Raw genomic sequence first — 13,895 nt, 5'->3', positions numbered from 1 at the left:
AACGGGCTGTGCAGGCAAACAAGGAGGTATATGGCAACGACCAACTACTCCGATCCGCTGGCACCGTTCTTCGAGCACTCCGTCAGCGCCACCGGGCTCGAGCGCGTCCTGCAGGTCGTCCGCAGGCATCTGTCGATGGACGTCGCGTTCATCTCCCGCTTCCAGGAAAGCGACCGCGTGCTCGACTACGTGGATGGCGACGACCCCTGCGTGCTCCGGCCCGGGCAGGTGATCCCGCTCGGCAGCGGGTACTGCCTGAAGGTGATCCGGGGCGAATTGCCGGAATACATTCCCGACACGTCCCGCGTGCCCGCGGCCATGGAGATTCCGGAGACGAAGTCCATTCCCATCGGTTCGCACCTCAGCACGCCCATCGTGCTGGAGGACAAGCGCCTGTTCGGTACGCTGTGCTGCTTCAGCCATGCGCCCGTCGCGTCGCTGGCCGAGCGCGACATGGACGTGCTGCGCGCTTTCGCCGAGTTCCTGGGCTTCTATTTCGACGCGGCAGCCCGGCGTGAGAAGGAGCAGGAGGCCGTCGCGCGCGTCATCCGCACGGCGATGCACGACGGCCACCTGCGCATCGTGTTCCAGCCCGTCTATGACCTGGCGCGGCGCAGCCTCCACAGTTTCGAATGCCTGTCCCGGTTCGACGTGGAGCCCCTGCGACCACCGGACCAGTGGTTCAGCGCGGCCCACAGCGTGGGGCTGGGCATGGAACTGGAACTGCATGCCATCCGCCGGGCCCTGGCGTCGCTGGGATGCTTTCCCGCCGGTGTCCCGTTCAACGTGAACTGCTCTCCGGACTTCATCCTCTCGGGCAGGCTGCAGTCGCTGCTGGAAGACGGCACCGACCTGTCGCGCGTGGTGCTGGAGGTGACCGAGCATGCCTCCGTGAACGACTACGCGGCCCTGGCCGAGGCCCTGCAGCCGCTGCGCGCCCAGGGGGCCCGCCTGGCCGTGGACGATGCGGGTGCCGGTTACTGCAGCATGCGCCACATCCTCCAGCTGCAGCCGGAGATCATCAAGCTCGACATGAGCATCACGCATTCCATCGACCGCGACATCCACCGGCGGGCGCTGGCCAAGGGGCTGATCAGCTTCGCGCACGAGATCGGTAGCCAGATCGTCGCCGAAGGGGTGGAAGAGGCCGCCGAACTGGAGGCCCTGGGCCGCCTGGGCGTGGACTTCGTACAGGGCTACTATCTCGCCCGGCCCCTGGGGCTGCAGGATGCCGTCCTGGCTGCCCGGGGGGCCTAGGGGCAGGGGCGCCGCCGCACGAAGCGCTGCTCCAGCACTTCCCGCCCCCACTGGCTTCCCGGACGCTCCTCCTCGCAGGCGAAACCATGCGCCTCGTACAGGCGGCGGGCGGCGTGCAGGCCGCTGAAGGTCCACAGGTGCGTTTCGGCGAAGGCCGGCCGGGCGTCCACGAATGCGAGGGCAGCCTCCAGCAGCTGGCGGCCGATGCCGCCGCCGCGCACCCCATCATCCACGATGAACCAGCGCAGGTGGGCAGTGTCCGGGCCGAGGTCTTCGCCGTCGATGGCCACCGAGCCGGCGATCCGGCCGTCCACCTCGGCCGTCCACACGGCGTTGGGCGACGGATCCTGGGTGCCCAGTCGGCCGCAGAAATCCGCCAGGCCGCCCGCCACCACGGATTCGAACCGCTGGCCGAAACCCGCCTCCCGCGCGTAGAAGAGCGCATGCATTTCGGTGATGCGGGCGATCAGGCCGGGGCGGTAGCCGGAGCACAGGGTTACCGTGGGCCGTGGCTGCGGCGCTTGCAGCGGCTGAGGGGGCGCTGCGTGCCCGCGCTGGTCCATCCGGGCCAGCGCGGCGGCATACAGGCGCACGCCTTCGAGCACGGCGCGGTCTTCCCCCGGCCCCAGATGTTCGAGGGCGCCGACCACCTGCGCCCGCGCGAACGCATGGATGCCCGCCATCCGTCGCTGTCCGCGCGCGGTCAGTGCCAGTTGCTTCACGCGCCCGTCCTGCGCGCCAGCCGTTTCCCGCACGTCGCCCGAAGCCACCAGCTTGCGCAGCATGCGGCTCACGCTCGACTTTTCCAGCCGCAGGCGCTCGCCCAGGTCGCGCGCCGTCAGCTGTCCGCCGTCCTGCCCGATCTCGATCAGTGCGTGCACCGCGGAAGGCGACAGATCGGTTCCCGCGAAATCGCCTCCCATGAAACCGAGGGCGCGCACCAGGGAGCGGGATGCGGCGCGGAGTTCTTCGACCAGGGCGGGGTGGGTGGGCATGGGCAACTCCATTTGGTTGTATCGTACAACCAAATGGAGTGCTCGCCTACATGCGCTCGATGCCCGCCATCTCCACCCACTGGGCCCAGCGGCGGATGTCTTCCTGGATGAAGCGCTGCAGGTCGGGCCCGGAGCGCCATGCGTTCTCGAAGCCGCGCGCGGCGTAGGCCTGCTGTACCGCGGGGTCGGCCATGGCCTGCTGCAGCGCGCGGCCCATCCCCTCGACGGCCGCAGCCGGCGTGCCGGCCGGCGCAGCCAGGCCGAACCAGCCCTGCAGTTCCAGTCCGGGAACGACAGAGCTGGCCGCCGGCACCTGGGGCAGCGCCGGCAGCGGCCGGGGGCTGGTGACGGCGATCGGGCGCAGCCGGTCGTTTTGCAGCGCGGGCGCGGCCGAGAGCGTGTCGATGAACACGAAATCCAGCTGGCCGCCGATGAGGTCCGTCAGGATCTGCGTGACCGATTTGTATGAAACGCCCTGGTAGCGCAGATGGGCGAGCACGCGCAGCAGCTCGGCCGGCACCTGGGAGGAAGAGCTGTAGTAGCCGTAGTTCAGCGTGCCGGGGCGGGCGCGCGCCGCCGCCACCAGTTCCTCGAGGCTGCGGTAGGGCGCGTCGGAGCGCACCAGCAGCACGGAGCTGAAGCGGCCGAACATGCCGACCTGCACGAAATCCTTCTGCGGGTCATAGCGCAGGTTGCGGTAGAGGCTGACATTGGCGGCGTGCGTGGAGTTGCTGGTGAGCAGGAAGGTATAGCCGTCCGGTGGCGCGGCCTTGGCGGCCAGCGCGCCCAGGATGCCTGCGGCACCCGGGCGGTTGTCCACCACCACGTTGGCCTGCGGCAGCGTGCGGGGCACGTGGCTGGCGAAGGTGCGCGCCACGAAATCCGCCGCACCCCCCGCCGCGGAAGGCACGATGAGGCTGATGGGCCGGCCGCCCGGCCACGGAGCATCCGCCGCGCGGGCGGCGGGCAGGGACAGCGGGGCGAGCGACAGGCAGGCCAGGCCGCGCAGCAGGGCGCGGCGCCGGGGCAGCGGCGGGGTGGAAGGGGCGGTGCGGCGCATGGGAATGTCTCCTGGAGGCTGGTCTTGGAATGGGGCAAGTGGAGGGCGGTGTGGCGTCACGCCTGTGCCGGCAGGCGGGCGAGCGAGGCCAGGAAGGGGTGCAGCGCCTGCAGGTACTGCGGCAGGCAGTCCACCATGGGTGTGTGGCCGCCGGGCAGCAACTGCAGCTGCGCCGAGGGCAGGCAGTCCGCCAGTTCCTCGGCATCCGCCACGCTGCGACGCATGTCCCGTTCCCCGTGCAACACGAGTGCCGGGCAGTGCAGCGAGGGCAGCAGGGGGCGCAGATCCACGGCGCGCAGGCCCTCGACGCTCTGCAGCAGCGCCTCGGGCGCCAGGCTGTCCAGATAGGCGCACAGCTGCGCGAAAAGCATGGCCGGCGGCGTGCGGGCGAAGCAGGTGCGAAGGAAATCCCGCCGGGCCTCCGTGGTCCAGCCTTCGCGCACCCTACGGGCGAAGCCTGGATCGCCATGGCGGCTGCTGTGTGCGCCGGTATTGCCCGCCACCACGCCCGCCACCGGCAGCCCGGGCTGCAGCGCGGTCAGCAGGGCCAGCACCCCGCCCACGGAGTAGCCCAGCAGGACCACCGGCCCGGCATCGCCGTCCTGCACGCGCGGGCGCAGGGCGTCGGCCAGGCGCCGCGCCACTGCGCGCGGTTCGCAGGAATGGGGACTGCGGGGCGGCTCGGCCCAGTCCACGGGCTGCACCGTCCAGCCCGGCGCGTGCAGGCGCCCGAACACGGCGGGCGAGCAGCCGGCGCCGGGCAGGGCCACGAGCAGCGGCCCGCGCAGCGCGCGCCAGTCCACCGCATCCATGGCCGCGGGCGGCAGGGGCGGCGCTCCGGGGGCATCGACGGGGTGGGGGCGGGAGGCGGGAAGCGGGGGCATGGCGGCCATCGTAGGTCGCTGCTGCCGATGCAGATAGGGAATAATTTTCATCTGATGATGAGCAAGAGGAATCGAATGCCATGACTTCTCCGTACCCGCTGCTGCCCGACCTGCCGGTCACCCAGGTGCGCCACTTCCTGCTCGTGGCCGAGCACGGCGGCTTCCAGGCAGCAGCGGACAAGGCCTTCCGCACGCAGCCGGCCATCACCAAGTCCATCCAGGCGCTGGAGCAGCGCCTGGGCGGCGCGCTGCTGGAGCCGGGCCGGCGCTCGGTGCTCACGCCCCTGGGCCTGCAGTGCCTGCCGTTCCTGCGCGAGTTGGTGCTCCACCACGACCGCACGGCCGCGGCGGTGTCGGCCTTCGTGCGCAAGGACCGGGGCACGCTGACCGTGGCGGCCATTGCCGCGGTGGCCGGCAACTGGCTGCCGGAACTGGTCAGGGGCTATTTGCAGGACCACCCCGGCGTGGCCGTGCGCCTGCTGGACGACAACTCGCGCAACGTGGAGCGCATGGTGCGCGACGGCGAGGTGGATTTCGGCGTGGGCAGCCTCGTGTCGGAGGCGCCGGAGATCGCATTCGAGCCGCTGGTGGACGATGCCTTCGGCCTCGTGTGCAGCCGCCGGCACCCGCTGGCGCGGCGCCGACAGTTGCGCTGGGACGAACTGCAGGGCCTGCCCCTGCTGGGCACGACCGCCCACCACCAACTGGCCGCCTGGCCGGAAGAGGCCCGCTGGCTGCAGGCGCCGGTGATGCAGGTCAGCACCATGCTGACCATGCTGGCGCTGCTGGATGCCAACGTGGGCGTGACCGTGCTGGCCCGCCTCGGCATGCCGGCCATGCTGGCCGACCGGCTGGCCTTCGTGCCGCTCGTGGCGCCCCGGCGCGAGCGCCGGCTGGGCATTTTGCGTCTGGCGGGCCGGTCGCTCAGCCCGGCCGCGCAAGCGATGCGCGAGCGGTTGCTGGCGCATGCGGAGGGGCTACGGACCGGGTGATGCGTTCCGCATCATCCGGTGGTAGCACCGGTGTGCTTGCGCAGACCTTCCAGCAGCGCCTGTACCGGCCGTGACGCCTTCCCCACCTCCGAGCACACCAGCCCGAACTCCCGATGCACCGCCGGACGCAGCGACATCACGCGCAGGCCACGCCGTTCGCCGGGCAAGGTGGATTCAGGCACCAGTGACACGCCCATGCCTTCCCGAACCAGCACGCAGGCGCTCGCCCAATCGCGCACCGTGACCCGGATGTCCGGCAATGACAGGCCCGCCTGTGCCATCAGGCTTTGCCCGTTCACGGCGCATCCGCCCGTGGCCAGAATGAAGGGCTGCGTGGCCAGTTCCTGCAGGGTGATGCCGCTTTCGCTGGCACGGCGGCCCAGCGGGTGGCTGGCAGGCAGTACCGCGACCCAGGCGTCCCGTCCCAGGACCGCCGCCGCCCGGCCAAGCGCAGGGTTCAGCACGACACCCAATTCCACGGTTCCGGCAGCCAGCCAGTCTTCCACTTCCTCATCCGTGCCTTCCAGTGCCACCAACTCGATGCCGGGATGGCGGCGCTGGAAGTCGCGCAGCAGGCCGGGCAGCAGCGTCGAAATCACCGATGGAAAGCTGGCCAGCCGGATGCGCCCGCCGTTGAGGCCGCGGCTGTCATCGGCCAGGACGCGGATCGCGTCCAGACGCGCCAGCATCGCCCGGGCGTGCTCGATCACCTGCTCGCCCAGAACCGTGACGCATATATGCCGCTGCGCGCGGGCGAACACCTGGAACCCCAGCGCCGCTTCCAGTTGCGCGATGGCCTGGCTCGCCCCCGACTGCGTGATGCCCACACGTTCTGCACCGCGTGAGATGTTGCCCGCATCGGCCACGGCCACCAGCAAGCGCCAGTGAGAGAGGTTCATCATGGCTGCCAGTAGATCAGCTAATACATAGAAATTCGAGCATTAATTTTACAGTTTTATATCCGGCAAGCAGACTGCCACGCAGCGCCAAGCCATGCGTGACGCAACTGGTTTTCACCTTTCCCGGAGCCCCCATGAAGCTGTACTACGCCCCCTACACCTGCTCGCTGTCACCTCATATCGTGCTGCGCGAGCTCGGACTGCCGTTCAATCTGGTCAAGGTGGACAACAAGACCAGGAGGACCGCCGACGGCCGCGACTTCCTGGCCATCAATCCCAAAGGCTATGTGGCCGTACTGGAACTGGACGGCGGCCAGGTCCTGACCGAGGGCCCGGCCATCGTGCAGTACCTGGCCGACCTCCAGCCGGAGAGCGGGCTGGCTCCGGCTGCGGGCACCTGGGAGCGGGTGCGCCTGCAGGAATGGCTGAACTTCGTCACCAGCGAGATCCATGCAGGTTCGGCCCCCCTGTTCAACGCGGCGCTGTCCGGGGAGGCCAAGGAGCTTTTTCGCGCAAAGCTGTTCAAGCGATTCGACTTCCTGCAAGGCACCCTGGGCCGGCAGGACTATTTGATGGGTGCTGATTTCAGCGTGGCCGATGCCTACCTGTTCACCGTGCTGGGCTGGTGCAGGTTTTTCTCCATCGACCTCGGCCGCTGGCCCGCGCTGCCGGAATATGTGCGGCGGATCAGCGCCCGGCCTGCCGTGCAGGCGGCCTTGCGCGCCGAAGCCGTGCAATAACTGCGTGGCCAGGAGAAATTGCCAAGAAAAAAGCCCCGCATGCGGCTGGCACGCGGGGCTGTCCTGTCGGCCGGCAATGCCGACCCGGTGATGCTGCGGGATCAGAACGGAATATCGTCATCCATGTCGTCGAACCCCGACGCAGCCCGAGGCGCCTGAGCCACGGGTGCCGGTGCAGGCCGGGGCGCCGGTGCCGGCCGCGGAGCAGCCGCCTGGGGCGCAGGGCGCCGCGCGGGCGCCGGTGCGCTGTTGCCGCCGCCGTAGCCATCGTCGCCACCGCCGTAGCCACCGTCGTCATAGCCGCCGCCACCGCCCTGGCCGCCGCCCATGCCCTGGCGGCTGCCGAGCATCTGCATGGTGTCGGCGCGGATTTCCGTCGTGAATTTTTCCTGGCCCGACTGGTCGGTCCACTTGCGGGTGCGCAGGCTGCCTTCGACATAGACCTGGGATCCCTTGCGCAGGTACTGGCCCACGATCTCGGCCAGGCGGCCGTTGAAGACGACGCGGTGCCACTCGGTGGCTTCCTTGTTCTCGCCGGTGTTCTTGTCGCGCCAGCGGTCGGTGGTGGCGATGGTGACGTTGGCGACCTGGTCGCCGCTGGGGAAAGTGCGCATCTCGGGGTCGCGCCCGAGGTTGCCGACGATGATGACTTTGTTGACGGATGCCATGGTGTGAAGGGGCCTGTAGAGAATGGTGGAGGAAAGGCACTACGGCCTGCGCGGCGGCCACGGGGGCGCCGCGAAGAGGGATCGGGGATTGTGCCCCAAGCGGCCGATGCCTGCGCGCACCGCTCCCGCCTGGCAGGGTGCCACAATGTCCCTCCGCCCTGCCGCGCACCGACCGGCGCCCGCCGCCCGCGTCCGTCCCCTGCCCACTGCCCCGCCATGCAACGAGAACCCGACTTCCTGGACAACCTGCGCTCGGAACTGCGCGACGGCCAGCGCTGGCTGGAGCGCAGCATCGTCCTGGCCTATGCCGTGGCGGCCGGGCTCAGCGTGGTGGTGTTCACCATGCTGGCAGAGTGGGCCTTCGCGGTGTTCGAGCGCGTCCATCACTGGGGTGGCGGCTGGGCCGTGCTGCTGTGGACACCCGTGATCACCGCGGCAGTGGTCTGGGCCACGCGGCGCTGGGTGCCGGGTGCGGCCGGGTCGGGCATCCCTCAGGTGATCGCGGCGCTGGAGCCCGGCCTCACGGCGCCCCAGCGGGGCCGTTTCGTCTCCCTGCGGCTGTCGGCGGCGAAGATCCTGCTGGCCAGCGCGGGGTTCATGGCGGGCCTGTCGATCGGGCGGGAAGGGCCGTCGGTGCAGGTGGCGGCGGGCGTGATGCACCATGCGCGCCGCTGGTTCGGGCCGCGGTCGGGCATCACCGCCCACGCGCTGCTCGTGGCCGGCGGGGCGGCGGGCATCGCCGCGGCCTTCAACGCCCCGCTGGCGGGCGTGGTGTTCGCCATCGAGGAGCTGTCGCGCAAGCTCGAGTCGCGCAGCAGCGGCCTGATCATCGCGGCCATCGTGCTGGCCGGCCTGATGGGGGTGTCGGCGTTCGGCAACCTGAGCTATTTCGGGCGCATCCAGGTGCCGCGGCTGGGCTGGGAGGCGCTGCTGCCGGGCCTGGCCGTCTCGCTGGCCTGCGGCGTGCTGGGCGGGCTGTTCGCCAAGCTGATGGCGGCGTCGCTCACGGGTGCGCCGGACCGCTTCAACCGCTGGCGCGCGCGCTGGCCGGTCCGCTTCGCGGCGGCGGGCGGGCTGGCGATCGCGGTGATCGGCCTGGTCACGGGCGGGGCGACCTTCGGCGCGGGCTCGGAGGCGGTCAAGCACATGCTGGCCGGCCAGGCGGACGTGCCGGCCTTCTACGTCACGCTCAAGTTCATCGCCACGTGGCTGTCGGCCTGGGTGGGGGTGCCGGGCGGGATCTTCGCGCCGTCGCTCTCGATCGGTGCGGGCGTGGGCCACAACGTGGCGCTGCTGGCCGGCGGGGACATCGCACCGGCCATCGCGCCGGCCCTGATCGCCATGGGCATGGCGGCCTTCCTGGCGGCGGTGACGCAGGCGCCGCTCACGGCCTTCATCATCGTGATGGAGATGGTGGACGGGCATGCGCTGGTGCTGAGCCTGATGGCCTCCGCGATGCTGGCCAGCCTGGTGTCGCGCATGCTGGCGCGGCCGCTCTACGAGACCCTGGCGGCCTCCATGCTGAGCGCCGCGCGGCTGCCCGAGCCGCCGCCGGGCGCGGCCGCGGAAACGCAAGAGGGGCCGGACGCATCGCCAACCCCCGGCACGCCCGGGACGGACCGCCCGCAGCCGGACCGCTGACCCAGCCTCGGGGCGCCGGCCTGCCTTCGGCCCCGTGCGTGGGCCGGAACCCCTGCCGCCTAATGCCGCCCGCGCCCGGACTGCGGCGGCACCGGCCGCATGCCCCAGGCCGCCGCCAGCCAGGCGAGGCAGAGCAGGGAGGTCGCCACGAACAGGCCGTGCGCGCCGCCCCAGCGCAGCAGCGCGCCACCCAGGGCGCCGCCCGCGAACAGGCCCAGCGACTGCAGCGTGTTGTAGGTGCCCAGGGCCGCGCCGCGCACGGCCGGCGGCGCGGTGCGCGAGACGAGGCTGGGCTGGCTGGCTTCCAGTGCGTTGAAGCCGCAGAAGAACAGGAACAGCAGCCCGCCCAGGGCCCACAGCCCCGGCGGCGTGCCGGCCGATGCCGCCCAGCCGAGCCCGAGCTGCACCAGCAGCACGAGGCCGATGGCGCCGAGCAGGGCGCCGCGCAGCCGGCCGGCGCGTTCCAGGGCGAAGAGGCCCCCCATGGCCAGGAAGGACAGCACCACGGCGGGCAGGTAGAGGTGCCAGTGCGCGCTCTTGGGCAGGCCGGCCTGCACCAGCAGGGCGGGCACGGCCACCCACATGGCCAGCTGCACGGTATGCAGGGCGAACACGCCGAGGTTCAGCCGCAGCAGGTCCGGGTGGCGCAGCACGTCGGCCAGGCGGCCGCGCGGTGCGTCGGCATGGCGTGCGGGCTCGGGCGGCACCACCCAGAGGACCACGGCGATGCCGGCCAGCGCCAGCGCGCAGGTCAGCCCGAAAATGCCCGGCAGGCCGAAGCGGGCCGCCAGCGGCGGGGCGGCCACGAGCGCCACGGCGAACATCAGCCCGATGCTGCCGCCCACCAGGGCCATGGCCTTGGTGCGCACGCCGTCGCGCGTCTGGTCGGCCAGCAGGGCGGTGACGGCGGCGGAGACGGCACCGGCGCCCTGCAGCGCGCGGCCCAGCAGCAGCCCGCCGAGCGAGTCGGCCAGCGCGGCCAGCAGGCTGCCGGCCGCGAACACCAGCAGCCCGAGCACGATGACGCGCTTGCGCCCGAAACGGTCGGAGGCCATGCCCAACGGCAGTTGCAGCACGGCCTGGGTGAGGCCGTAGATGCCCATGGCCAGGCCCACCAGGGCGGGGTCATCGCCGCCGGGGTACTTGCGCGCTTCGAGGGCGAACACCGGCAGCACCAGGAACAGCCCCAGCATGCGCAGCGCGAAGATGAGCGCCAGCGACAGGCTGGAGCGCCGCTCCAGCGGCGTCATCGTGGTGGCGGAGGCAGCGGGGATGTCGGTCGCGGGCGTAGGCGGCAGGGGGTCCGGCACGGCAGAGGTCATCGGTTGCGGGCGATGGAAAGACGGCGATTCTCGCCCATCGCGCGCGCCCCGCGCCGGCGGGCCGTCAGCGGCGGCGCTGCTGCCAGCCGAGCACGGCCGCTGCGCAGGCCAGCAGCACCAGCGCGGCGGGGGAGAGCGTGGGCACCGGCGTGGCCTGGGCGGGTGCCGGCGCGGGGGCCAGCAGTGCCGGGCCGGCCGGATCGGCGATCACGCCCACGGCGGGGTCGGTGTCGCCCGCGCCGTTGTCGGTGATCGTGAAGGTGATCGTGTCGCCCGCGATCTGCGCGTCCGTCCACTCGAACCAGGTGTAGCGGTCCGCGCCGGGACCGGAGGGGCCGAACTTGATGAGGCGGGTGCCGTCGGGCAGGGCCTGGGGGTATTTCAGCGTCACCGTCACGCTGCCGGTGCAGCTGGTGGCGACGAAGCGGAACACGCCGTGGGGGAACTGTGCGCCGGTCGGGCCGTTGGAAGGCATCTCGAAGGCGGTCTGCGTGGTGTCGAACTGGCATCCGCCCGCGACGGCCGGGCCGGACAGCGTGGCCGTGATGGTGCCCGTGCCGGTGGCCGACGCCGCCGAGAACGTGGTCGGGCTCTGGCGCAGCACGAGGTGCAGCGTGGAGTTTCTCTGGATGTTGTAGTCGGACAGCGTGCGGTCGTCCTCCAGCTGCCTGCCCGCGAAGATGAGGCGCTGCTGCTCGGGCGGAATGCCCTTCCGGTCCTGGATCTGCGCCTTCACGTTCTCGATGGAGTCGCTGGGCTCCACGTCCAGCGTCAGGGTCTCGTTGGTCATCAGCCTCACGAAGATCTGCATGGCCCAGGCACCCTGCGCCCCGAAGGCGAGCAGGCAGAGCAGCGCCAGTCGCGCGAAGGCGCGGCGCAGGGAAAGGCGGGCGGGAAGCGGGAAGGTGTGGGAGAAACCGGAAGTCATGGGGCAACGGGACCTGGCCGCGCCCACCGGCGGCAAAAGGCGAAAACGACGGGCGTAACCTTTGGATACAAAGGCGCAACTCCGCATCATGACGGAACACCGCTGCCGTGTGAAGTGCGCTCTGCGCAGTTTCCGTTGCCCACGGTCGGGCTGGAACGGGAGACGGGCGCCTATGCCGATGGCAGGCCCAGCTGCGCGCGCAGGCGCTGCAGGCATTGCGCGACCGAAAGCGCGTCGGTGCGCAACTCCAATGCGGGGGCCTCCGGAGGCTCGTAGGGTGAATCGATCCCCGTGAAACGCGGCAGTGCGCCGCTGCGGGCGCGCCGGTACAGGCCCTTGGGATCGCGCTCTTCTGCCACGGCCAGCGGCACGTTCACGTACACCTCGAGGAAATCCCCGGGCGCGAACAGCGCCTGTGCCGCCGCGCGCTCGGCGCGGAACGGCGAGATCAGCGCGACGATGGCGATCATCCCCGCGTCCACGAAAAGCCGCGCCACCTGCGCGGCCCGGCGGATGCTCTCGGCCCGGTCCGCGTCGGTGAAGCCCAGGTCGCTGCTGAGCCCGGCACGCAGGCGGTCGCCGTCGATCACGAAAGTGCGCAGGCCATCGCGGTGCAGCGAGGCCTCCAGCGCGTGCGCGAGGGTGGTCTTGCCCGCGCCCGAAAGACCCGTGAGCCAGACGGCCCGGGCGGGGTGGCCCTGCAGGCGTTCGCGGTCCTGACGGGTGATGGCGGTGGATGTCTCTTCGGGTTGCATGGATCGGAAGTCTGCAGCAGGCTGGCTTGGCGCCGGCGGCAACTCCCGATTTACTCACGATGCGTTCCGCTGGCGCCAGGCCAGTGCGCCTAGCGTCATGGAGAGCAGTGCCAGCATCCACGGCGCATCCACGGGGATGCTCACCGGCACCGCTGCCAGGTCCGCGGCCGCCACTGCGGGCGCAAACGGGTCGCTGAAGCGCCCTGCGGCCGGATCGGAATCGCCAGGCCCGTTGTCGGTGAGCACATAGCTCACGCTGCGCCTATCGGAACTCAGCGTGGCGCCCGTCCATTGGAACCAGGTGGAGGCGGCGCCAGCGGTCGGGGGGCCGTATTTCCAGAACGTCACGTCGGCCGCGAGCGGCTGGGGGTAGGTCAGCGTCAGCGTCACGGAACTCCCAGGATTGCAGCCCACCGCCTGGAAGACGAACTGGCCGTGGGGCAGGCGCTTGCCGCTCGGATTGGCGGTGGCTGCGCTGAAGCCTGTGCCCGGTTGAAGGATGCAGCCGGCTCCGCCGCCCGCCAGCGTGGCCGTGGCCGCGCCGGCCATGCCCGGCAGCGAATTCGTCGTGACAGTGTTCGCCGATGGGGCGTAGAGCTCGGCATTCGCTGAGGTCGCGCCCTGTACAACACCTCCTGCCACCAGCAAACGGCCATTGGGCAGCAGCGTGGCGGTGAGGCTGTAACGAGCATTCACTATGTTGCGGGTATCGGTCCAGCTGTTGCCAACGGGGTCATACAGTGCGCCGACTGATGACGCAGAATCTCCGACCAACAGTACCTTGCCATTGGAAAGCAGCGTGGCACGGTGGCCAACCCGGCTCGACGTCATATTGCCTGCGGAACTCCAGGAGCGGGTGCTAGGGTCGTAGAGCTCTGCACTTGAATAAAGCTCGTACAGGGTTTTGCCCCCCGCCACAAGTACCTTCCCGTTCGCCAGCAAAGTGGCCGTATGAAACATGCGGGGAGACGCCATGCTTCCAGCATCGCTCCAGGTGTTGCTTACGGGATCGTAGATTTCCGTGGCCGAGTGGATCTCAAAAACCACTGGAATATAAAGAGAGCCGTTCATTCCTCCTGTGACCATTACCTTGCCATCAGGCAGCAATGTGGCAGTATGGTGGCTGCGAGACTTTTTCATGCTGGCAACTGGAGCCCAGGAATTGCTGGCTGGGTCATATAGCTCCGCGTCGTAAGACGAAATGCCGTCTGCGCCCCCCACAACCAGGACTTTGCCATTTGCCAGCAGGGTGGCCGTGTGGTCCGACCGCGTATGGGCCATCGAAGCTGCCGGAGTCCACGTATTACTTGATGGGTCGAAAAGTTCCGCGCTGGACAATTCCTGTTGCTCGATCAGGCCCCCGACGACCAGGACTTTGCCATTGGGAAGCGCCGTCGCGGTATGGTAGGCGCGAGAATCTCTCATCGGCGGCACCACGCTCCATGTACCCTCCGACGTGTAGCGTTCAGCGCTTGAAAAAGTAGTAGAACCACTGAATCCGCCAGCCACCAGAACACTTCCGTCCGGCAGCAATGTGGCCGTGTGATCCCTGCGTGCAGTGTTCAGACTCGCGGTAGGAAACCAGTCGGCTTGCGCGGCTGCGATGCCCGGCAGGCCGAGCAACACGAAAAAGGAGGCGAACGAAATACCCAGCCTTTTCAAAAAGAGCAAGGCTGCGGATAAAAGTTGTCGTTTCCGATGAATGTTGAACGAGTGGTTCATGGTGGCCCGTCTTGCGGCGGAATCTCCTGATG

13 protein-coding genes are annotated in these 13,895 nt (G+C 70.0%); 4 read left to right on the top strand and 9 right to left on the bottom strand.

Annotation, left to right across the window (positions count from 1 at the left end; translation table 11 throughout):
* The first annotated feature begins 30 nt into the window (after positions 1-30).
* On the top strand, positions 31-1,257 hold the full coding sequence (locus ACGHC0_RS24290; RefSeq protein WP_415267013.1) for an EAL domain-containing protein: 1,227 nt from the start codon (positions 31-33) through the stop codon (positions 1,255-1,257).
* On the opposite strand, the gene ACGHC0_RS24285 is transcribed toward ACGHC0_RS24290, so the two are convergent.
* From ACGHC0_RS24285 to ACGHC0_RS24275, 3 genes are read right to left on the bottom strand one after another with little or no spacing between them, the layout of a single operon-like run.
* Positions 1,254-2,252 carry a bifunctional helix-turn-helix transcriptional regulator/GNAT family N-acetyltransferase gene (locus ACGHC0_RS24285; RefSeq protein ID WP_415267012.1) on the bottom strand — a complete coding sequence of 333 codons (999 nt, stop codon included), beginning with the start codon at positions 2,250-2,252 and terminating at the stop codon, positions 1,254-1,256. The two genes, ACGHC0_RS24290 and ACGHC0_RS24285, sit on opposite strands and share 4 nt — an antisense overlap.
* 46 nt (positions 2,253-2,298) lie before the next feature.
* Complete coding sequence (locus ACGHC0_RS24280; protein WP_415267011.1) at positions 2,299-3,312, bottom strand: Bug family tripartite tricarboxylate transporter substrate binding protein; 1,014 nt, start codon at positions 3,310-3,312, stop codon at positions 2,299-2,301.
* Positions 3,313-3,368: 56 nt separating this feature from the next.
* Entirely contained in the window at positions 3,369-4,196 is an 828-nt protein-coding gene (locus ACGHC0_RS24275) for an alpha/beta fold hydrolase (protein ID WP_415267010.1), read from the bottom strand.
* Positions 4,197-4,276: 80 nt separating this feature from the next.
* Between ACGHC0_RS24275 and ACGHC0_RS24270 the strand changes: the two genes are divergently transcribed.
* On the top strand, positions 4,277-5,188 hold the full coding sequence (locus ACGHC0_RS24270; protein WP_415267009.1) for a LysR family transcriptional regulator: 912 nt from the start codon (positions 4,277-4,279) through the stop codon (positions 5,186-5,188).
* An 11-nt stretch (positions 5,189-5,199) separates the two neighbouring features.
* Here the strand turns inward: ACGHC0_RS24270 and ACGHC0_RS24265 are convergent, their stop codons facing one another.
* Positions 5,200-6,090, bottom strand: coding sequence for a LysR family transcriptional regulator (locus ACGHC0_RS24265; protein WP_415267008.1), 891 nt, complete (start codon positions 6,088-6,090; stop codon positions 5,200-5,202).
* A 131-nt stretch (positions 6,091-6,221) separates the two neighbouring features.
* On the opposite strand from ACGHC0_RS24265, the gene gstA reads away from it, so the two are divergent.
* The gene (gstA, locus tag ACGHC0_RS24260; RefSeq protein ID WP_415267007.1) at positions 6,222-6,827 is read left to right on the top strand and encodes a glutathione transferase GstA; all 606 of its coding nucleotides are present in this window, start codon (positions 6,222-6,224) and stop codon (positions 6,825-6,827) included.
* Between the two features lie 101 nt (positions 6,828-6,928).
* Here the strand turns inward: gstA and ssb are convergent, their stop codons facing one another.
* A complete protein-coding gene (gene ssb, locus ACGHC0_RS24255; protein WP_019702067.1) occupies positions 6,929-7,495 on the bottom strand; it encodes a single-stranded DNA-binding protein in 567 nt (188 codons plus the stop codon).
* A 216-nt stretch (positions 7,496-7,711) separates the two neighbouring features.
* Here ssb and ACGHC0_RS24250 point away from each other — a divergent pair, with 216 nt between their 5' ends.
* On the top strand, positions 7,712-9,136 hold the full coding sequence (locus tag ACGHC0_RS24250) for a chloride channel protein (protein ID WP_415267006.1): 1,425 nt from the start codon (positions 7,712-7,714) through the stop codon (positions 9,134-9,136).
* A gap of 59 nt (positions 9,137-9,195) precedes the next feature.
* Here the strand turns inward: ACGHC0_RS24250 and ACGHC0_RS24245 are convergent, their stop codons facing one another.
* The 4 genes from ACGHC0_RS24245 to ACGHC0_RS24230 form a co-directional block, all read right to left on the bottom strand.
* A complete protein-coding gene (locus ACGHC0_RS24245; protein WP_415268458.1) occupies positions 9,196-10,386 on the bottom strand; it encodes an MFS transporter in 1,191 nt (396 codons plus the stop codon).
* A gap of 136 nt (positions 10,387-10,522) precedes the next feature.
* The gene (locus tag ACGHC0_RS24240) at positions 10,523-11,386 is read right to left on the bottom strand and encodes an IPTL-CTERM sorting domain-containing protein (RefSeq protein WP_415267005.1); all 864 of its coding nucleotides are present in this window, start codon (positions 11,384-11,386) and stop codon (positions 10,523-10,525) included.
* A gap of 170 nt (positions 11,387-11,556) precedes the next feature.
* Entirely contained in the window at positions 11,557-12,141 is a 585-nt protein-coding gene (gene cysC, locus ACGHC0_RS24235) for an adenylyl-sulfate kinase (RefSeq protein WP_415267004.1), read from the bottom strand.
* Positions 12,142-12,195: 54 nt separating this feature from the next.
* Positions 12,196-13,863, bottom strand: a complete 1,668-nt coding sequence (locus ACGHC0_RS24230) for a Kelch repeat-containing protein (protein WP_415267003.1) — start codon at positions 13,861-13,863, stop codon at positions 12,196-12,198.
* Positions 13,864-13,895: the final 32 nt, after the last annotated feature.

This window comes from Acidovorax sacchari (genome assembly GCF_042847045.1).
GTDB classification, from domain to species: domain Bacteria; phylum Pseudomonadota; class Gammaproteobacteria; order Burkholderiales; family Burkholderiaceae_C; genus Paracidovorax; species Paracidovorax sacchari.
This window is presented reverse-complemented; position numbering and strand designations above follow the sequence as displayed.